The organism is Paraburkholderia rhizosphaerae (assembly GCF_004366595.1).
Taxonomy (GTDB): domain Bacteria; phylum Pseudomonadota; class Gammaproteobacteria; order Burkholderiales; family Burkholderiaceae; genus Paraburkholderia; species Paraburkholderia rhizosphaerae.
Genome location: NZ_SORE01000008.1, coordinates 123,239 through 142,818 on the forward strand (window position 1 = coordinate 123,239; position 19,580 = coordinate 142,818).

17 protein-coding genes and 2 pseudogenes are annotated in these 19,580 nt (G+C 61.6%); 12 read left to right on the forward strand and 7 right to left on the reverse strand.

The annotated features are described in order from the left end of the window. The first annotated feature begins 41 nt into the window (after nucleotides 1-41). The 8 genes from BX592_RS12605 (at nucleotide 42) to BX592_RS12640 (ending at nucleotide 8,242) form a co-directional block, all read left to right on the forward strand. A complete protein-coding gene (locus tag BX592_RS12605; protein ID WP_134192109.1) occupies nucleotides 42-980 on the forward strand; it encodes a phosphate acetyltransferase in 939 nt (312 codons plus the stop codon). A 4-nt stretch (nucleotides 981-984) separates the two neighbouring features. Next, complete coding sequence (locus BX592_RS12610; RefSeq protein WP_134192110.1) at nucleotides 985-2,169, forward strand: acetate/propionate family kinase; 1,185 nt, start codon at nucleotides 985-987, stop codon at nucleotides 2,167-2,169. Nucleotides 2,170-2,210: 41 nt separating this feature from the next. Further along, complete coding sequence (gene fabI / locus BX592_RS12615; RefSeq protein WP_243849506.1) at nucleotides 2,211-3,005, forward strand: enoyl-ACP reductase FabI; 795 nt, start codon at nucleotides 2,211-2,213, stop codon at nucleotides 3,003-3,005. Nucleotides 3,006-3,049: 44 nt separating this feature from the next. Beyond that, entirely contained in the window at nucleotides 3,050-3,307 is a 258-nt protein-coding gene (locus BX592_RS12620; RefSeq protein ID WP_134192111.1) for an RNA recognition motif domain-containing protein, read from the forward strand. A gap of 32 nt (nucleotides 3,308-3,339) precedes the next feature. Then, nucleotides 3,340-4,377: a hypothetical protein gene (locus BX592_RS12625; protein WP_134192112.1), complete on the forward strand. Its 1,038-nt coding sequence runs from the start codon at nucleotides 3,340-3,342 to the stop codon at nucleotides 4,375-4,377. 284 nt (nucleotides 4,378-4,661) lie between these two features. Then, nucleotides 4,662-6,257: a class I tRNA ligase family protein gene (locus tag BX592_RS12630; protein WP_208327895.1), complete on the forward strand. Its 1,596-nt coding sequence runs from the start codon at nucleotides 4,662-4,664 to the stop codon at nucleotides 6,255-6,257. Nucleotides 6,258-6,446: 189 nt separating this feature from the next. Further along, entirely contained in the window at nucleotides 6,447-7,094 is a 648-nt protein-coding gene (locus tag BX592_RS12635; RefSeq protein WP_134192113.1) for a cysteine hydrolase family protein, read from the forward strand. A 290-nt stretch (nucleotides 7,095-7,384) separates the two neighbouring features. Further along, nucleotides 7,385-8,242, forward strand: coding sequence for an oxidoreductase (locus tag BX592_RS12640; protein WP_134192114.1), 858 nt, complete (start codon nucleotides 7,385-7,387; stop codon nucleotides 8,240-8,242). Nucleotides 8,243-8,410: 168 nt separating this feature from the next. Here the strand turns inward: BX592_RS12640 and BX592_RS12645 are convergent, their stop codons facing one another. Both BX592_RS12645 and BX592_RS12650 read right to left on the reverse strand, forming a co-directional pair. Next, a complete protein-coding gene (locus BX592_RS12645; RefSeq protein WP_134192115.1) occupies nucleotides 8,411-8,794 on the reverse strand; it encodes a VOC family protein in 384 nt (127 codons plus the stop codon). Nucleotides 8,795-9,240: 446 nt separating this feature from the next. Beyond that, nucleotides 9,241-10,443: an MFS transporter gene (locus BX592_RS12650; protein ID WP_134192116.1), complete on the reverse strand. Its 1,203-nt coding sequence runs from the start codon at nucleotides 10,441-10,443 to the stop codon at nucleotides 9,241-9,243. Between the two features lie 272 nt (nucleotides 10,444-10,715). On the opposite strand from BX592_RS12650, the gene BX592_RS12655 reads away from it, so the two are divergent. Together BX592_RS12655 and BX592_RS12660 are read left to right on the forward strand one after the other, a co-directional pair. Then, nucleotides 10,716-11,132 (forward strand): universal stress protein, encoded by a 417-nt coding sequence (locus tag BX592_RS12655; protein WP_134192117.1) that lies wholly within the window; start codon nucleotides 10,716-10,718, stop codon nucleotides 11,130-11,132. Nucleotides 11,133-11,282: 150 nt separating this feature from the next. Then, the gene (locus BX592_RS12660) at nucleotides 11,283-12,293 is read left to right on the forward strand and encodes a PTS sugar transporter subunit IIA (protein WP_243849507.1); all 1,011 of its coding nucleotides are present in this window, start codon (nucleotides 11,283-11,285) and stop codon (nucleotides 12,291-12,293) included. A 63-nt stretch (nucleotides 12,294-12,356) separates the two neighbouring features. On the opposite strand, the gene BX592_RS12665 is transcribed toward BX592_RS12660, so the two are convergent. The 5 genes and pseudogenes from BX592_RS12665 to BX592_RS12685 form a co-directional block, all read right to left on the reverse strand. Beyond that, nucleotides 12,357-13,076 (reverse strand): glutathione S-transferase family protein, encoded by a 720-nt coding sequence (locus BX592_RS12665; RefSeq protein ID WP_134192118.1) that lies wholly within the window; start codon nucleotides 13,074-13,076, stop codon nucleotides 12,357-12,359. Between the two features lie 250 nt (nucleotides 13,077-13,326). Next, nucleotides 13,327-14,049 carry an HAD hydrolase-like protein gene (locus BX592_RS12670; RefSeq protein ID WP_134192119.1) on the reverse strand — a complete coding sequence of 241 codons (723 nt, stop codon included), beginning with the start codon at nucleotides 14,047-14,049 and terminating at the stop codon, nucleotides 13,327-13,329. Between the two features lie 145 nt (nucleotides 14,050-14,194). Next, nucleotides 14,195-15,115, reverse strand: a complete 921-nt coding sequence (locus BX592_RS12675) for a pirin family protein (RefSeq protein ID WP_243849508.1) — start codon at nucleotides 15,113-15,115, stop codon at nucleotides 14,195-14,197. 512 nt (nucleotides 15,116-15,627) lie between these two features. After that, on the reverse strand, nucleotides 15,628-15,960 hold the full coding sequence (locus BX592_RS12680) for a DUF4148 domain-containing protein (protein ID WP_134192120.1): 333 nt from the start codon (nucleotides 15,958-15,960) through the stop codon (nucleotides 15,628-15,630). A 422-nt stretch (nucleotides 15,961-16,382) separates the two neighbouring features. Continuing rightward, nucleotides 16,383-16,792, reverse strand: a pseudogene (locus tag BX592_RS12685) (AtzH-like domain-containing protein). 460 nt (nucleotides 16,793-17,252) lie between these two features. Here BX592_RS12685 and BX592_RS12690 point away from each other — a divergent pair. Together BX592_RS12690 and BX592_RS12695 are read left to right on the forward strand one after the other, a co-directional pair. Next, nucleotides 17,253-17,496: pseudogene (locus BX592_RS12690) on the forward strand (ABC transporter permease); the annotation flags it as partial. A gap of 177 nt (nucleotides 17,497-17,673) precedes the next feature. Continuing rightward, nucleotides 17,674-19,506: an SLC13 family permease gene (locus tag BX592_RS12695; protein WP_134192121.1), complete on the forward strand. Its 1,833-nt coding sequence runs from the start codon at nucleotides 17,674-17,676 to the stop codon at nucleotides 19,504-19,506. The last annotated feature ends 74 nt before the right edge of the window (nucleotides 19,507-19,580 follow it).

A 19,580-nucleotide genomic window follows, 5' to 3' on the forward strand; every position in this document is an offset into this window, starting at 1 on the left:
CAGGCCGGTGCGCCGCACCGGCCGCTTGCGAGGACATGTTCATGGAACCCAGGCACGAAAAGTATCAACGGCTGATCAACTATTGCAAATCGCTGCCGCCTACGCCAACCGCCGTTGCGCACCCATGCGATCAGAGCTCGTTACAGGGCGCCGTCGAAGCGGCGCAGTTGGGGCTGATCGCACCGATTCTGGTCGGCCCGCGCGAGCGGATCGTCGGTGTCGCCAACGAGCACGGTATCGATATCTCGTCTTATCCGATCGTCGATGCGCCGTTTAGTCACGCGGCGGCAAGCGCCGCCGTTCAGGTGGTGCGCGAAGGCAACGCTCAAGCGCTGATGAAAGGCAGCCTGCATACCGACGAACTGATGAGCGCAGTCGTCAATCGCGACACGGGGCTGCGCACCGCGCGGCGCGTTAGCCATTGCTTCGTGATGGACGTGCCCGGCTACGGCGAGCCGTTGATCATCACCGATGCCGCGGTGAATATTGCACCGACGCTCGAAGAGAAGATCGACATTTTGCAGAACGCAATCGATCTCGGCCATGCGCTGAAGTTCGAGCAGGTGCGCGTCGCGATTCTGTCCGCGATGGAAACGGTCAACCCGAAAGTGCCGTCGACGATCGAAGCGGCCGCGCTATGCAAGATGGTCGATCGTCATCAGATCACCGGCGCGCTGGTCGATGGTCCGCTCGCGCTCGATAACGCAATCGACCTCGAAGCCGCGCGCATCAAGAAGATCGATTCGCCGGTCGCGGGCCGTGCGAACGTGCTGATGGTGCCCGACCTCGAAGCGGGCAATATGCTCGCGAAGAGTCTGTCGTTTCTGGCTGGAGCGGATGCGGCAGGGGTCGTGCTCGGTGCGCGCGTGCCGATCATCCTGACGAGCCGCGCGGATTCCGTGACGACGCGTCTGGCGTCGTGCGCGGTCGCGGCGCTGGTTGCGCAATCGCGCGCTGCAACGGCCAAAGTAATGGGGTAACGCAATGACCGATGTGATTCTCGTATTGAACGCGGGCTCGTCGAGCATCAAGTTTCGCTCTTACGCGATCGAAGGTGACGAACTCGGACTCGGACTGCATGGGCAGATCGAAGGGCTGTTTACGTCGCCGCGTTTCATCGCTTACGACCGCAACGGTGACCAGGCTGGCGAGAAGCGCTGGGGCGACGGCACTGCGCTGTCGCATGAGGACGGCATTCAATACATCTCGCAGTTTTTGACCACCCATCGCGGCGACAACCATCTGGTCGCGGTCGGACACCGTGTCGTACATGGCGGCGAGAAGTTCACGAAGGCGGTGCTCGCGACACCGGAGGTCGTCGACGAACTCGACAAGTTGACGCCGCTCGCGCCGCTGCATCAACCGCACAATCTGAAGCCGATCCGGATCGTTGCGGCGATGCATCCGGATTTGCCGCAGGTCGCGTGCTTCGATACCGCGTTTCATCGCTCGCAAGCCGAACTGGCGCAAGCCTTCGCGCTGCCCGAATCGATTACATCGCGCGGTGTGCGGCGCTATGGTTTTCACGGGCTGTCGTACGAATATATCGCGCAGGCGCTGCCGAATTTCTCGAAACGCGCCGCGCAAGGACGCACGATCGTCGCGCATCTGGGCAATGGCGCGAGCATGTGCGCGATCGACGCGGGCCGCAGTGTCGCGAGCACGATGGGCTTCACTGCCGTCGACGGGCTGATGATGGGCACGCGCTGCGGCAGTCTCGATCCGGGCGTGATGCTCTATCTGCTCGAAGAACTGCACATGAGTACGCAAGCGATCGAAGACCTGATCTACAAGGAGTCGGGCTTGCTCGGCGTGTCGGGTGTGTCCGGCGATATGCGTAAATTGCTTGCAAGCGATGCGCCGCGCGCGCGTTTCGCGATCGATCTGTACACATACCGGATCGGGCGTGAGATTGGTTCGCTTGCGGCGGCGTTGCAAGGGCTCGATGCACTCGTGTTTACCGCTGGCATCGGCGAAAACTCCGCGGAAATTCGTCGACGTGCGGCTGCGCAGGCGGCGTGGCTCGGTATCGAACTGGACGCCGCTGCGAACGATGCCAGCGTGCCATGCATCAGCGCGCCTTCGAGCAAGGTCGAAGTGTGGGCTATTCCGACCGACGAAGAACGGATGATCGCGCGTCACACGCGCGCGGTCGTCGATGCATTGTGACGGCTGTGATCGGCTATGACCCGCCAACAAGGAGCTCGACCATGACGCAAGACGCTTCTGCGATGCCCGCGCGCCCGATCCTGAAAGACATGAAGGCGCTCGTCACCGGCATCGCAAACGAGCATTCGATCGCATACGGATGCGCGAAAGCCTTCCGCGAGTTAGGCGCCGACCTCGCGATCACCTATCCGGACGAGAAGTCCAGGCGCTTTGTCGAACCAGTCGCAACCGAACTGGAAGCGGATATTTTCATGCCGCTCAATGCATCGAACCCGGACGATTTCGACGCGGTCTTTTCGCGCATTCGATCGGAATGGGGCAAGCTCGACATCCTCGTGCATTCGATTGCATGGGCGCCGAAGGATGATCTGCAAGGCGGCTTGCTCAACTGTTCGGCCGAAGGCTTTACGATTGCGATGAACATTTCGTGCCATTCGTTTATCCGGATGGCGCGCCTCGCGGCGCCGCTGATGAAAGACGGCGGCTCGATGTTCACGATGAGCTACTACGGCGCGAACAAGGTCGTGCCGAACTACAACGTGATGGGCCCGGTGAAAGCCGCGCTCGAAGCGAGCGCGCGATACCTCGCGTACGAACTCGGGCCGCAGCGGATTCGCGTCCACCCCATTTCACCGGGGCCGCTCAAGACGCGTGCGGCGTCGGGCCTGAAAGACTTCGAACTGCTGCTGACCGAAGCGGCCGAGCGCGCGCCGCTTGGTGAACTGGTCGACATCATGGACGTCGGTTTCACGTGTGCGTTTCTCGCGACGCCATATGCGCGGCGTCTGTCGGGCGAGACCGTGTACGTCGACGGCGGCGTGCACATCATGGCTTAGCACGGCGAGCATCGCCGTTTGTGTGAAAGGGAAGGAGATCGGCAATGGCTGACATGGTGATTGGCAATATCGAAGACGGCACCTCGGATGAAGAGATTCAGGAACTGCTCGTCAAATACGGCTTTCCGGTCTACGACCATATCGAACATGTGCCGGGCGACGGATCGCGCCCTGCGGTGCTGTTGAGTTTCAAAGGAACCGAGCCGGCCGCGTTACGGATGCTACAACCGCGGATTCACAACCTGTTCTGGAAGAATCGCCGGATCAATGTCGTAATCATGCAGGAACGCAGCGACGACTGATCCTGACGGGCGGGGCAGCGGATATGGGCTTTTTGAGCAGACTCTGGCGCGGTGCGAGCGGCACGGAGCACGGCGATACGCATGCGCATGCATCGAAGCACAGCGCAGCGGAAGTCACGCAAACGATCGCGCGCATTACAGGCGCGATTCCGCAACTGCAGCTCGCGCGGCAATACGACACGCGCCTCGCACCCGCGGTGCGCGGCACGCTCGACTATGCGACCGACCTTGTCGCGGCGCTGCCGGCGCCACGCGACGCGGCGGCAAGCACGTGGTCGAGCGACCCGTATATTCACGCGTTCTTCGCAACATCCGACGATGTTTGCACGACGTTCGGCCACTCGCAGGAATTGCGCGAATGGTTCGACGATCATATCGATTGCGCGGAAGTGTACGCGGTGCTCGGGATGGATATGGTCGAGCGCAGTGTGCTGGGTGTCGAGCAACGGGACGGCAAGACGCGCACCGACGTGCAGCAGACCACGGTCAGCTTTAGCGATCACCGGGTGCGGATCTGCGGGCGCAGCGAAGCCGAACTGCACGACGAAATCGTGCGGCGTCTGGTGGATCAACTGGCGCTCGAGGCGCTCGAGCAGATTGCGAGCGACAAGTCGCGCCGTGACGCACTCGAACAGGAGCGCGCGTTGTTGAAAACGCGCTTGCAGTTGTTGCAGCGGCAGGGCGCCGGGATGCATGCGGTGATTGGCGCGGCGCCGCTCGAACTGGCCGAGGTCGCGCGGCTCCAGCGCGAGATCGAAGATAACGAACGCAACCTTGCGGAATTGGGCTTCAAAACCGAGGCTATTGAACGGCAGTTCGATCTGGTGCAACGCATCTATGCGGACCCGGCGGTGCACACGTATGTGACAGTCAAGCAGTTGCGACTCGACCAGATGAATGTGGTGGTCGATGCAAAATCCACGCGGCCCGCTGCGGATATTGAGCTGCGTATTGCGCGCATTCCTGCGTATCCGTCTGAAATGCGTGCGTTCGCGATTGTGCGCTTCAAGCGTGCGGATTTGCCGCCGGCAGCGAGTCTGTTTGGGGATACGCGCCGGGTGATCGTTTGACAGCGGGGTTGGCGTGGGCGCGCGCACGCACGGTACGCCGCGCGCTTTTTTCCTGTCGTCACGACGCTTCAATGCGGCATCATTGACCGTCCAGCATGATCGACGAATCGGATCGCCTTAACGCTAGACAGGCGGAAAGTTAACTGGCAGGATAAACCCCTCGCGGATAAAGCCGTTCTGAATTGTCGTGAAGTTCAACTCAATGAAAATCCACGCTCGCCAAGCTCTCGTGCATTCGATGCGTATGCCCCAGGAAGGGTATTCCCCCGGGCGCTGAGGGCTTTTTGCTTCTAAAAAAGGGACGCCGCTGGCGTCCCTTTTCATTTTTGGAGCGGCAAATGACTTACCGTTACATCACCACGCCGATTTATTACGTGAACGACCGGCCCCATCTGGGGCACGCTTACGCGAGCGTCCATGCCGACATCATGGCGCGCTACCTGCGCGCGGCGGGCCATCAGGTAGTGCTGCTGACCGGTGCGGACGAGCATGGCGAGAAAATCGCCAAGGCTGCGATGTTGGCCAACGAAGCGCCTCGCGCGTTCGCGGAACGCCATGCAAGGACGTTTGAAGAAGCGTGGCGGCGCCTGGCGGTCGAACCGGACCTGTTCATTCGCACCACCGCGCCTGCGCACGCGAAGGTTGTCTCCAATTGCCTGACGCGGCTTTTCAAAGCGGGTGAAATCTATCTGGCCGACTATGAAGGGCTTTACTCGGTCGGCCAGGAGCGGTTTGTCACGGAAAAGGAACTGGTGGACGGCAAACTGCCCGAGGACAAGGAACCGCCCGTGTTGCGGCGCGAACCCAACTATTTTTTCCGCATGGAGGCGCACCGCGACTGGGTGCGCCAACTACTGCTGGATACCCCGGACCTGATTCAGCCGACGCAATACCGCAACGAAATCCTGAAGCTACTGGAAGAGCCCATTGGTGACCTGAGTATCTCGCGCCCGGTGGATCGGCTCGACTGGGGCATCCCGATTCCGTGGGATGCAGGACATGTGACTTACGTCTGGTTCGATGCGCTGCTCAGCTACGTTTCGCCGCTCGGCTATCCGGAACATTCCACCTTCGGTGATTACTGGCCGTCGGTGCGGCACGTGATCGGCAAAGACATCCTGCGCACACATACCCTGTTCTGGCTGAGCATCACGCATGCGCTGGGAATCCCGCCATATCGACGGCTGCACGTGTCCGGGCATCTGCTCGGCTCCGATGGTCGCAAGATGAGCAAGTCGCTCGGCAACGGTGTCGATCCGCTAGAGGCTGCGGACACGTACGGCGTCGATGCATTGCGCTACACGCTGATCCGCGAGGTCAGCTTCGGCTTTGACGGAATAATCAGTCACGCCGTGATTGAACAGCGGCTCAACCGCGACCTCGCTGATAACCTGGGCAACCTGGTGGCCCGTACGCTTGCGATGGTGATCAGGTACCGCGGCGGATCAGTGCCCGCGCCGAAGGTTATCGAGGCGTCGGAACATGCGCTTATCGCGCGGGCGAGCGAGTTGCCAGGCGCCGTTCTGGCGCTGGTCGAAGAGATGAAACTGGGCCGTGCCGCGGAGCGGGTGATGGAGTTCGTAACAGAGCTAAACGGCTATGTCGCGAGCAGTGCGCCATGGGCGCTCGCGAAAGACAGCGGGGCGTCCGACCGGCTCGATACGGTGCTCCATACGCTGTTGGAGGGGATATACAGTGTTTCGAACCTGCTTTCTCCGGTGATGCCCGGCAAGATGTCCGAGTTGCGATCCTTACTCGGCGTCTGCGCCGCACCGGTCTGGAACTTGCGTTGGGGCGAAGGCGTGAAACCGGGAAGCAGAATCAACGAGGGCATTCTGTTTCCGAAGCGAATCAGCACGGATATCGTAGAACGTGAATAGCCGTATGACGATGGCGAAGAACGCCGGACCCGTTGTCTGAGCATCGTCACGTGAATGTCCGCGGTGCTGCGGCGATATTTGCCGCTCCGTCGTTGCCTTTCAGTCCTCCATTTCCTAACCTGACCAGAGTGGCTCGCATCGCTGATCGTTGGCGATCCATCAGATCATGCGTTCTATTGGAGGTCCAAAGTGTCCTTTGATCAAACCGGGACGGGTGTCGTTTTCATCGATCCGCAAGTCGACGTCTTAAGCAAGAAAGGCAAGAACTGGGGCGCGGTTGGAGCAAGCGTCACAGAGAATAAGACCGTGGAAAACATGGTACGAATTTTCAAGGCGGCAAAGTCCGCGAAGTTCCCGGTGTTCATATCGCCGCATTATTTTTTCCCGACCGATCGTGCATGGAAATTCAATGGACCGCTCGAGGCGGATGAATTCGCGACCGGCACCTTCGCGCGCAGTGGTTCGCTGAGTCTGGACGGTTTCGAAGGCTCAGGCGCCGACTGGCTCGATGAGTTCAAGCAATACATCAACGATGGCGAGACGGTCGTCGTCAGTCCGCACAAAGTGTTCGGACCACAGACCAACGATCTCGTCCTTCAGTTGCGCAAGCGGCGAGTGAGAACGGTGGTACTTGGCGGCATGCTCGCCAACATGTGCGTGGAGTCACATCTGCGCGATCTGCTCGAACAGGGCTTTGAGGTGTATGTGGTCAGCGATGCGACGGCCGGGCCGCGCCATCCCGTTTGGGGCGACGGATACAAGGCGGCGATGATCAACTACGCATTTCTCGCACACCGCGTGATGACCACCGATGAAGTTGTGGCTTCAATGAAGTGATGCGTCGGAACGAGCGCGTCACATAGCGAACGCCGACGAGGCCCAGCCAACCTTGCGCGAGTCGCATCAATTCCGTTTCCTCGCACAACATGACCGCATGCGTTCGCGTATCGCGAACGCATGATCCAATCTCTCCAATCAAATCCAGTCATGCGACGTCCCACATACGAGGAACGTTTATCGCTACTCGTCGCGCATACGTTTACGATTTGAAGACAAGGCGAGGCCTTAGGTAATATCGCTTCCTTGGTTCGCTGGCTCAATCTTTCTTCATTTCTGGAGACTTCATCATGACTTCATCGACGACGCCCGTCTGGTTCATCACCGGTTGTTCGACCGGCTTCGGCCGTGAACTGGCGCAGGCGGTGCTTGCGCGCGGCTGGCGCTGCGTGGCGACCGCGCGTAACAAGGCGTCGCTCGCTGATCTTGCGGACGCCGCGGCAGGCGACAGGCTTCTGACGCTCGATCTCGACGTGACCGACACGAAGCAGATCAGTACGAGCGTCGATGCGGCGCTCAGGAAATTCGGCGCAATCGACGTGCTGGTCAACAATGCGGGTTATGGCTATCAGACGTCGATCGAGGAGGGCGTCGAGGCCGAAATTCGCGCGCAGTTCGACGTCAACGTGTTCGGCCTGTTCGCGATGACGCGCGCGGTGTTGCCCGCGATGCGCGCGCGCCGCAAGGGTCACGTGCTGAATATCACGTCGCTCGCGGGTCTCGCTGGCTACGCGGGCTCGGGTTATTACGCGGCGAGCAAACACGCTGTCGAAGGCTGGTCGGATTCGCTTGCGGTGGAAGTCGGTCCGCTTGGCATCAAGGTCATCTGTATCGAGCCAGGTCCGTTCCGCACCGACTGGGCTGGCCGGTCGCTGAAGCAGACGCCGAACCGCATCGCCGACTACGCGGAAACCGCTGGCAAGCGGATGCAGGTCACCGCGCAAAGCAGTGGCGGGCAGCAGGGCGACCCGGTGCGCGCGGCGCAGGCGATGCTGACGATCACCGAAGTCAGCGATCCGCCGCGCAATCTGGTGCTGGGTGCGGCGTCGCTCAATGGCGGCACCGAACGGCTGCGCGCGTTGCTGGCCGATATCGAAAAGTGGCGCGACCTGAGCCTCGGCGCGGATTTCCCGGCAAGCGGCAAGTGACGCAACAAGGTCTGGCTGCTGGTGGCCCTGCAGCGGTCAGATCATTTGCATGGACCCGCGATCCGAAGTGTGTGCTCGGGGCGCGGGCCATTAAAGCCTACGCAGCCAATGCAGCCAATGCGCCCACCATCGCCTGACGGCGCCGATCCGCGCTGCGCCGCAGTCCGCTTAAGCGTCAATCTGGTAAGGCCGGGTCATGATCTCAAGAAAATGACCGTCTGGATCGTCGAAATAGACGCCGCGGCCGCCGTTGTGCCGATAGGTTTCGCCCGCGCGCTGCTTGCTGGGATCGGCCCAATACTGAAGCCCTCGTTCACGAATTCGAGCAAACGCGCGGTCGAATTCGTCCTCGCTGGCCAGAAACGCATAGTGTTGCATTGAAATCGGGCCGTCCCTTTCGAAGAAGTCGAGCGACACGCCGTTGTCGAGTTGAACGACCAGCATCTGCCCGAATGGAACGGGAGCCGGAAGCCCGAGGATATCGATGATGAAGCGGGTCGACTTCTGCTTATCGCTGCACCAGACGATCGTGTGGTTTAGCTGTATGCCCATGTTGCGGCCTCACTGAACGCGACTGCGCGAGCCGATCCGACTCGTCACTGCTCGCTGGCACTCGATTCACTCGTTTGGCGATACGCACGAATGACCGGATCGCGCGACAGCGAAGCGCTCGAGCATGAGCATCGCGGCGCGCTGGAACCGACACCCGCGTTGCAAGAAGCGGTTTGGCCAACTGGACAACTTACGTTGCATATCTGATCTTCGTTGTCGTTCGATGCGACACACGACGATTGCGCGATAACGGGTGGCGAAAGCATCGCAAACGACATCGGGAGCATTATCAGCAGCGCATGCTTGCAGATCATTCGACGCATTCTTGCCTCCCATTGAGTTGTTCGACGCTTTAACAAGGATAGTCGTCGCCAGATGGATTTCCAGGCTAACAGCAAGCCCCCGGGCGATTGCTTCCGCCTGTTTGTGGTTGGTCGGCCTATCGTTTATTGGACAATGCGCGGCCGCGGAATCAGCGCGCACAGCGCTAGCGGCGGGACAGCCAGCGCGGCGCCCGCGAGAAACGTAACCGATGCGCCGTGACGATCCCACAACCATCCGGCAATCGCGCTAGCGAGCAGCATGCAAAGGCCCGCGACCAGGTTGAATACGCCAAAGGCCGTGCCGCGCAACGTGGACGGCGACGCGTCGGCCACCATCGCGGCCAGAATGCCTTGCGTGAAACCCATATGCAGTCCCCATACCGCGACGCCTGCGAACACGGTGAAGAGGGTCGGCCGCGCCGCGAGCAGCAGATCGGCGGCCACCAGCAGGCCCAGACCGCACGCGAGCAGCGCGCGCGGGTCGATGCGGTCGGCAAGCCGTCCCGCCGGATACGCGGACAGCGCATACGCGGCGCTCATCACGACCATCGACGCGGGAATCCAGGCCAGATCGAGTCCGGTCTGCTGCGTACGGAGAACGAGAAAGGCTTCGCTGAAGCGCGCGAGCGTGAACGTCGCGCCCGTTGCAACCACGAGCCAGTAACGTCCTGAAAAAGCGCGCAGCGCCCGCCAGTGCAGTGGTGGGCGAAAGAGCCGAGTCGCCGTGGCGTGCTCGGGCTCGCGCACGCACCATACGATCACCGAGACGGCGGCCAACGCCGGCACCACCGCGAACCAGAGCACCGCACGGATCCGATCGGCGAATAGCAGCATCAGCACGATCGCCAGCAGCGGCCCGGCAAACGCGCCGATCGTATCCATCGACTGCCGCAGCCCAAAACATGCACCACGGCTTTCCGCCGGCGCGACATCGGCGACCAGCGCATCGCGCGGCGCGCCGCGGATCCCTTTGCCGACCCGGTCGATCAGACGCGCGGCCACCACAACGGCAGGCGTGGTGGCGAGCGGAAAGAGCGGCTTCGTCAACGCGGCGAGCCCGTAGCCGAGCAACAGCAGCGCTTTTCGGCGCTGCAACCAGTCGCTCAGCGCTCCCGAGAAGATCTTCACGATCATTGCGGTGGCTTCGGCTGCGCCTTCGAGGATGCCCAGCGCGGCCACGCTCATGCCCATCGTGCTAACGAGGAAGATTGGCAGCAACGCATGCACGAGTTCAGACGACAGGTCCATCAAAAGACTGACGAACCCGAGCGCCCACACTGCGCGTGGAATGACAGGCTTCGATACGGATGTCGTGCGGGAAGTCATCGATTGTTCCTGGGTCGTCGCACCTTGACTGGCCGACTCGCGCGCGGCAAGTTTGGCCGACGCGGCGTTAACACACTCTTAATGGCGCGCCACGGGCTCGCCATCCAACGGACGCGCTCGGGCCAGCCTGATGTTGAATCCGCACGGCGACGACACGGTGACCGCCACGCAATTAACAGCATTTTTATATATTGCCGCTGATATTTTGCTGTGCGTTGACGCGCCAGTTGCTCCAATAGAGGCGGTACTTTTGACTGTCGGACGGACGCTCCATGTTACGGCTGCTGATTCCTGTGATCCATCGCGACGGCGCGCTGCAAGCGGCCCGCCACGCGGCGTTTCTGCACGCGGAGCGCTGCGTGTCCGAAGTCGAAATCGTCGAAGTGCTCGAACCGCTCGACTGGGGACGCACCGCCGCGTTCCATTCGCAGGGCGCGCTGCGGCTGCACGAAAGGCGCGGCATGCTGAGCGCGCTGATGAGCACACGCGCGATTCTCGACGATGCAGGCGTGCCGTACCGCTGGAGCCGCGCATTCGGCCCGGTCGCGGAGACGATTGCCGCGCGTGCCGCGTTGCAGCAGTCCGATGTGGTAATCGTCGACGCGAGCCAACTGGGCTTCCTGACCCGCTGGTGGATCATCGCAAGGTTGTGGCGGCTCACGCGCGCGCCGGTCACGATGTTGCACTAGCAGCCTTGCTCGGCCTCGACGGCCCCTGCCGCGCTGTAAACCCGTGCCGCTGATCTTCAACCTCGTTTTTATACCGACGAAAGCGGCTTTTACGCAGCTTTTGCGCGGCGTCGGATATCCTTTCAACAAGTAACGAACCGTGAGGGCGACATGGCGCACCCATTGGCGGGCCTGCGAGCGCTGCTAAAGCGCAGCAGACCGGAAAACCGCGCGGAGAATCACACCCGATCGGGCCGCGAGCCCGGGCGCAACGTGATGCTGCATGTAACCGTCGATGCGCAGCATACGACGCCGTTTCGCGAAGCGCTGATTCGCGATTGCGGCAACCAGCAATGGACGTTGCGTGTCGCGCCGCTGCGCGATAGCGGACGCGTGCGGCTGTCGCTGTACCTGCCGAAAGCCGATGTCGGTCATGCGATGCGGCGTCTGTCGCAGCTGACGCCCGACGCTGAAGTCGGGCAGGTAGTCGAGATTCCCGATACACCGAGCGACGCGTGGCGCAGTCTGATCCAGGCGGAAGCGCAAGGCGATGTGCCGCGGCCGAAGCACGCGGGCGCACGCAGTGCCGACGCGGTGCTCACCGAACCTCGCGATCGATCGTCGCGCGCGACCGATGCGCAAGTCGCCGCGGCCGCAGCCGAAGCCATGATCGAAAACATCCTCCCCACCCAGCCAAGCCTTGCGCAATTGCTGCCTGCGAGCCATGTGCTGCTAGGCTTGCGTGTCGATGGCCGCGAGCAGTTATTCGCGCAATTGAGTCAGTCTTTCGAAACGCTCGGCGACGTGCCGGCCGGCACCGTCACCGCCGGCCTCGCGTCGCGCGAAGCGCTAGGATCCACCGGACTGGGCCGCGGCATCGCCGTGCCGCACGGTCACATCGAAAACCTCGCGCAGCCGATGGCCATCTACGCGCGTCTGGCCGAACCGATCGCGTTCGATGCGCCGGACGGCCAGCCCGTCAGCGACGTCGTCGCGCTGCTGGTGCCGCAATGGGCCGACAGCGCGCATCTGCATCTGCTCGCGGAGGTCGCGCAATGCTTCTGCGATCATCAGTTCCGCGACCGTTTGCACGAATGTGTGGACCCCGCTGCCGTGTGCCGGCTGTTCAGCGGCCGTGAGACGCTCGAGCACGCGGCGCGTGGCAACCAGCGCCTCGTTTGAACGCGCGGCTTCGTCACGATGTAACGGGGCGGCCAGTTCGGCGGGCGTTCGCCGGAATCGTTTTCAACCGGATTGGCGCGTCGCCGCGCCACCTTGCGCGACTGCGTCCCGCAACGCCACGCAGTACTTCACCAGTTGCGGCTGTGACACAACGAACTGCTTGAGCGGCGTGTCAATGTCATAAAAATAGATATTCGCGACAAATCCATACGCGGCCGCATCGATGCTCGACGGCCGCTCGCCGAACAGAAAGCCGGTGTCATGGATCAGATGCGCGATCACCTGCAGGTCGCCGACCCCGCGCGCGTAAACCTGATCCGGCTGATAGCGGCCGATTCCCTGAAAGTGATACCGGTTGAAGTTGTACTGCCGTGCGGCTTCGAGCGCGTCGGCGCCGATGTCCGGGTGCTGCGCGAGCAATGCCGCGCGAAAGGTCGGCCAGAAGCGGTCGTCGCGCCAGCGCGAGTACGACATCACCCAGTACAGATCATCGAGCGTGCGCCGCAGCATCAGATCGAGGTCACGCTGCGCATCGGTCAGCGCCGCATCGACCGGCAACGCGTATTGGCGCTTCAGATAAGACAGAATCGCGTCGCTGTCGCCGATTGTTTGCTCTGCGTCGACTAAATACGGTAGCTGCCCGCGCGGCGCCGCTTTCGTGTCGAGCACATGACGGTGCTCGAACGGCAGTCCGCACAGGCGCAGAAACGCGAACACTTTCAGGCCATACGGATTGTTATCTTCGAGGCCGTACAGTTCCGGGTACGAGTACAGGGTAATCATCCGTGTGCTCCTTACGCGTCTTTGCGGCGCGACCCGTCGCGCCGCCCGCAAACACGATTTTATGCCGCGCCCGCTCGCGTGCCGCGCATCATCTCGGTGCACGCGCATCCACGCGCGCCATTACGCTGATGAGCATTCTTTAGCTTTAGTTCAAGCACCATGACGCGCTGATCAATCGCCTCGTCAACACCATGCTGCGCATCGACACCGCGGATGCGCAGCGCACGTCAGGCGTAATTGAAATTTTCAGTCATGACCAGTTGCCGCGGCTGTCGTCGTCGTGCCGGCGAACCAGCCGCACCGGCTCGGGGACGGCCACATCGGTCGGCGGCAGCGCGTCGGGCGTACGCGTATTCACGCTCGCCAACTCGGAAGGCGCACGAAAAACCATACCTGGATTCGTTTGCAACAGCGCATCGAAGCGGGTGTAACCCCACGCGACCGCGCCGAACTGCATGCCGACGCGTCGCGCCGCTTCGGCGTCGCGTAACTCGTCGCCGATGTAAATCGCCTGCTCGGGCGCAGTCGATGTCTGTTTGAGGATACGGCGCAAACGATGCGCCTTGCCGAACAGCGTCGACCCGCATTCGAGCGCCGCAAACCGTTCCGTCAGTTCCCGGCCTAACACCGCATTCACGTTATCGGCCGTGTTCGATGTGGCAACCGCGAGTTCGACGCCGTGATCGAGCAGGGCTTCCAGCGCGGTGACGATGCCCGCAAATGGGTAAACCTCGTCGATCCGGTGGCGCATCATCTTCCGGTAATCGGAGAGCACCGCGGGCACGCGCCACAACGGCAAGCGCAGTTCGCGCAAGATCTCGGCCGCGCTCATCGCACGCATGCGCAATTCGTCTTCCGGCACGACCTGGCGAAACCGGTGTTTGAGCGCGAGTGTATTCAGCGACTCGCCGAATACCGCAAACGTATTGGCCAGCGTGCCGTCGAAATCGAAAATCGCGAGTTTGATCGTCATCTTTCTGCGCGGTCGGCCCGGGTGCCGATGGAGCGAGGGTCGTCATTATGACGGTGTCGGAACAGGCCCGTGCGCAATCGCGCGCTGCGCGACACAAAAAACGCCCAGGCCGGCGACCGTCCATGCGATCGCGGCGGCCGGTTGCCTAAGCGCGAGAGCGCATTCTTTGCGCAATACTGGCGGCCTGTTCGGCGTCGAGCCGGCCTTCGCTGCGCATTTGCGCGCCGACGCGCGCGATTTCGAGTTCGCCGAACTGTAGCGCAGCGGCGTTCGTGTGAACGGAGAAATAGCCTTCGACGACATCGAATGGACTACGTTGTGCCGACCCGAGCATGAACCCGCAGTTGTCGTCCGCGATAAAGTCGACGCCGCGTTCTGATTCGTTGAAAACGATCATTTCGCCCGCTTCGACGCGTTCACCGGCCGCATCGAGCGATCCGGAATAGACCGCGATCCACAGCACGTCGTGCCCGGACGGCGGATCATAACGCCAGTGCTCGCCGGCATTCAGTTCGACGTGCAGGTAGGTCATCGGCATCGAAACGGGTAGCGGGCTTTCGACGCCGTTATATTGCCCGAGCAGCACGCGCGCGGGACCCTCGATCGGAATCTCGCTCGCGGGCAAGAATGTCTCATAGGGTTCGGCAAGCTCGAGCTCCGGCGGCAACGCGATCCACAACTGATAACCGCGCACGACGCCGGTCGGCGTGACCGGCCCGCCGTGCCAGGTGCCGCGGCCTGCCTGCATCCATTCGATCGCGCCGGGCGTCAGCATCTGGGGTTTGCCTTTGCTGGTCAGGATTTGCAGTCCGCCATCGAGCAACGCTGTCAAGGTTGCGATGCCCGAATGCGGATGAGGCTGGAAATGGATCGGCGTCTGCGCATTCAACTCGATACGATCAATCAACACGAATGGCTTGATCGCCTGGCCGATGTCCGACGGGCTCGCGAGCCGCGTCGACGGACCCTCGGTCCGGCCCTTCGTTCGCAGAAAGATGGTTCGCGCCGCTTGCAACTGGTCAGGTGTTTGCGCATCCATCATGGCCTTTTTGGCTGTTGCCCCCATAAAGCCCTCCAATTCGAAACGTTTAACGAATGGTTCCGCGCGATGTCGTCTGAGGAACACGCGGCACGACGGACCCATGTGAGAGTCAGTTGAGAATCAAAACACTTGATCTCGGCGTTCTATTCTGTGAAAACCAAAACGGAATGCCAGATAGCGCTGAATCGGCGCGTGCGGCTGACGGCGCGACACGACATGATGAAGTCGCGGCGCGGGCTTGCCTCGCGTCGCATGTTGCTTATTGCGCATTGCCTATTGCGCGTTGCTTACGCACGCGTTGCCGGTCGGGCAACGAAGCGAATCGGAGCGTGATGTGAAAGCGGGGCGTTTCGTTCGGCATCTCAAATGAGCGACGCAAGCTCGACCCGATGGTTATGTGAGGCAACGAGATGACTCTCACAGACAAATGCAGCGTCCTGAGCGTACCGCGTTAGAGGTGCGTGTTCGAGTATGCAAATGGCAGAGCGAAAGAATCGAAACCGGCAGCCATGCCGGTTTCGTATCGCCTGCGACGATCAGTGATGTTGATAAATCCCGTTGTTCTGCACCGCAATCGGCATTGCGCGATTGCCGCTTGCCGCGGTACCGCCCACGCCGGGACCGTAGTCGCTGCTGGCCGTTGTGTCTTGCGGGTGCTGCCTGCTTTCTACGGCCTGTACGTCAGCCGGATAGTGCGGGCCAACTTTGTGCGGGTCATAGCCGGCCTGTTCCACCCGCGCGAGATCGGCTTGCACGTCGGCTCGCGTGACCGGCGCATTGGACGATTGCGCTTGCGCGGCAAGCGGCACACTAACGGCGCAAACGGTGAAAAGGGCGGCAATAAAGGTGGTTGCGCGAGCGTACTTCATCGTGATGTTCTCCTGAATGGGGTACGTCGAATCGAAATGCGGCAGCGTCAAATCGCACGACATGAGTCAGATTAATTCCCGCACACGTGTTGATCGATGGCACCGATGTCATTGCATTGATGCGTTGCCGTCATCGATTCCTGTGCGCATGCAACGTATTCGATCACTAGAACAGCTGAAAATTGCGATCCATTCCGGCGAAGATCTTTTCGCGAATCCGCAACAGTCGGGTGCAAACGACAGGCTCCGTTTCGATACGAGGCCGCACACCCAATGCTCAGCGCGCTCGAGGATTGATCGCGGAGGATCGCTGACGGTAAAGCCGATCGTTGCGTGTGCAACCAGCGGCCATGCGGCAACAGGCTGTCCGCGTGCCCGCTGGTTCTGCTCACGCATCGCGCCGGCGCGGCGACCGCTCACCGTCATCGTTTATCGATCTGGCTCACGTGCGCGGCGACGATGCGCCAGCTACCGTGCAGACCCGCTTCCGGCTGCGAATCGGGGCCGACCTTGGCCCAGGTTTGCATCTGGCGGCCGATCTGATCGGTGTCGATGCTGACGAAGTCCGTACTGACCGTGGCGAAATCGGTGCGAACGTCGTGATTACCGTGCGCTGCAACTGGCGCGTTTTCGACACCGGCGCGCAGGTTTTGTGAAACGCGCGGATCTGGTCACAGCCGTGCTGCCTGTCGGCGATGCCGTAACGCACGGTGTCGGGGCGTTGCCAGAACAGCGCATTGATCATGAAGTTATCGTGGTCGACAAGCGCGCGCTCGTACGCGCGGAACGCAGCGTAAACCTCCGCTACGACATGGGGAAGATTGAGTTGCATCGCGAAATGTCCTCACGGGTTGAAGGGCGTACCGGTTGATCGCGCAACGCGATACCGGATGCCGTGATGACAGTTCGGCTCGGTGAATTATTCCGGATGCGGGTGTGGGGCACCGCAGTGCGAACAGCGTGATGACGCTTAACGGCATTCTGTATGCGAAGCGATTGCGCGTTTTGCGAAGCCGATGCACGGTTGGAACTGGATAGTGCATAGCAGCTATGAATGCCGCTTGATGGCTTGAGTACGTCGATTCGCCAACACTTGCGGTAAATCCATCTGATGCGCCGCACGTTATGTGAAAGCCGTCTATTGTGAAGGCGACCTTTGATTACTGGTGTCGCCCGGCTGGCCGGCTCTAACGTCGCGTCGAACCATAACCCGCCGCGCATAAATGTAGCGGGCGTCGGTTGAAGCGCGCTAATGCCGCCAATGCGCGGCATGCCGCGGTTCGCGCATGCCGCTGGTGCAATTGCCATTGCAAATGCTGTCGGGCGGCAACACGCCGCGTGAAAGCATGCCGCCCGTCGTGCAGAACGCTGATCGCGCCGACCACGCACTTCGTCGAATTGAGCCAGGCCATTCTGTATCGCGGCGCCGGCATCGGCGTCGTGTGGCCGCCGTTCCTCTGGCTCGCGGTGATCGGCAGCATGCTGTTCGGCTTCTCGTTGATGCGCTTTCGCAAAACGCTCGGCCAGATGGCCTGATGCAGCGCGCTTCGAGGTCCGCGTAACCTAAGAACATATCGATGAATACCGCATGCATGCCCTGGTAGACTCTGCAAAAACGTTGACTTACAACTAGACTAGTTCGTCGATCTTCAATCTCCGGCACTTCCGCGGTACGTGTGGCCCCTGTGGCCAATCGAATGGCGAAGCGAGACCATGTCTTTCGACCTTCTGATTACCGTTGCCTGCCTGGCCGTCGCGGTCGTGATGTTCCTGCTCGGGAAGCCTCGTGCGGACGCGGTCGCGCTGATCATGATCGTGGCGCTGCCATTGTCGGGAGTGGTCAGCGTCAATGAGGCGCTGGCCGGGTTCTCCGACCCGAACATCATTCTGATTGCCGCGCTGTTCGTGCTGGGTGACGGGCTCGCGCGCACCGGCGTCGCGCAGCGCGTCGGCGACTATTTGATCGAGCGGGGTGGTTCGAGCGAGCGCCGCCTGCTCACGCTGATCATGTCGATTGTCGGCATGATGGGCGCGTGGATGAGCTCGACTGCGGTGGTCGCGATCTTCATTCCGATTGTGGTCCGCATTGCGCGCCAATCGAACATTCCCCGCGCGCGGCTGCTGATGCCGATGAGCATGGCCGCGTTGACGAGCGGCATGCTGACGCTGGTTGCGACATCATCGAATCTCGTGATCAACAGCGCGTTGATTTACCGCGGCTTGAAAGGCTTCCCATTTTTTTCGTTTACGCCGATCGGCTTGCCGATCCTCGCAGCCGTCATCGCATATATGGTTTTCGCGAGCCGCTTTCTGAAAGGGGCAGCGGGCACGGAGGCGACCCACCGGCCGTCGGTAAACGATTGGGTCGCGCGATATTCGCTGCAGGGCCGCGCGTTCCGCCTGAAGGTCGCGCTCAATTCGCCGCTGGTCGGAAAGACGCTCGGCCGCGGCGGCCTCGGCGACAATCCAGATGCGCACGTGGTCGCGATCGAACGGCGTGCGGGGATGGGCACGAGCCTGCTGCTCGCCACGTCGGAAAGCAACATTGCCCCCGACGATGTGTTGCTGCTCGACGTCGATGTCGCGGCGTTCAATGTGCAAAGCTTTTGCGAGCGCTTCGCGCTGGTCTCGCTCAGAATGTCCGGCGCGTATTTCACCGATCAGCGACACGATGTCGGCATGGCCGAGGTGATCGTGCCGCCGGACTCGAGTCTGGTCGGCAACTTCGCGCGCAGTTCGGTCGCGTTGCGACGCCACGGGCTGACGGTCGTCGGCTTGCGACGCGCCGACGCCGCAATCGAACACGACTTGCAGACAACCCGCCTTAAAGTCGGCGATACGCTGCTCGTCGTGGGGCCGTGGATCAATATCTTTACGATGCAGTCGGTCGAGCACGACATCGTTTGCCTCGCGATGCCCGTCGAAAGCGAAGCGTACGTGCCCGCTCCGCATAAGCAGGTGTATGCGGTCGGCTGCATGGCGCTCGTCATCATCCTGATGCTGATACCGGCGGTGCCCAATGTGCTCGCGGGGCTGATCGGCTGTCTGCTGATGGGCTTTCTCGGCTGCGTGAGCCTCGATAGCGGATACCGCGCGATTCATTGGCGCAGCCTCGTGCTGATCGTCGGGATGCTGCCGTTCTCGATTGCGCTGCGTCGTACCGGCGGCATCGACATCGCCGCCGACGCGGTGCTGAGTGTGGCGGGCGGCTGGGGGCAGCATGGCTTGCTTGCCGCGGTATTCGCAATGACGCTGATCGTCGGACTCGTGATATCCAGCACCGCGACGGCGGTGCTGATGGCGCCGGTTGTGATCGCGATCGCCGAGCATCTGCATGCATCGCCTTATCCGTTCGCGATGACGACCGCGATCGCGGCATCCGCGGCGTATAGCTCGCCCATTTCCACGGCCGTCAACGCGCTGGTCAATACCGCCGGTGGCTATCGATTCCAGGAGTTCTTCAAGGTCGGCTTGCCGGCCGCGATCGCGTCGCTCGTCATTACCGTCGCGATCGTGCCGCTGTTATGGCCGGCTTATCCGCACTAGTGCCGCATTAGTGCGGCACGAGCGCCGCAGTCGCGGCGCACTATTGCGGGTCACCCGTTCGCGAGGCAACGACC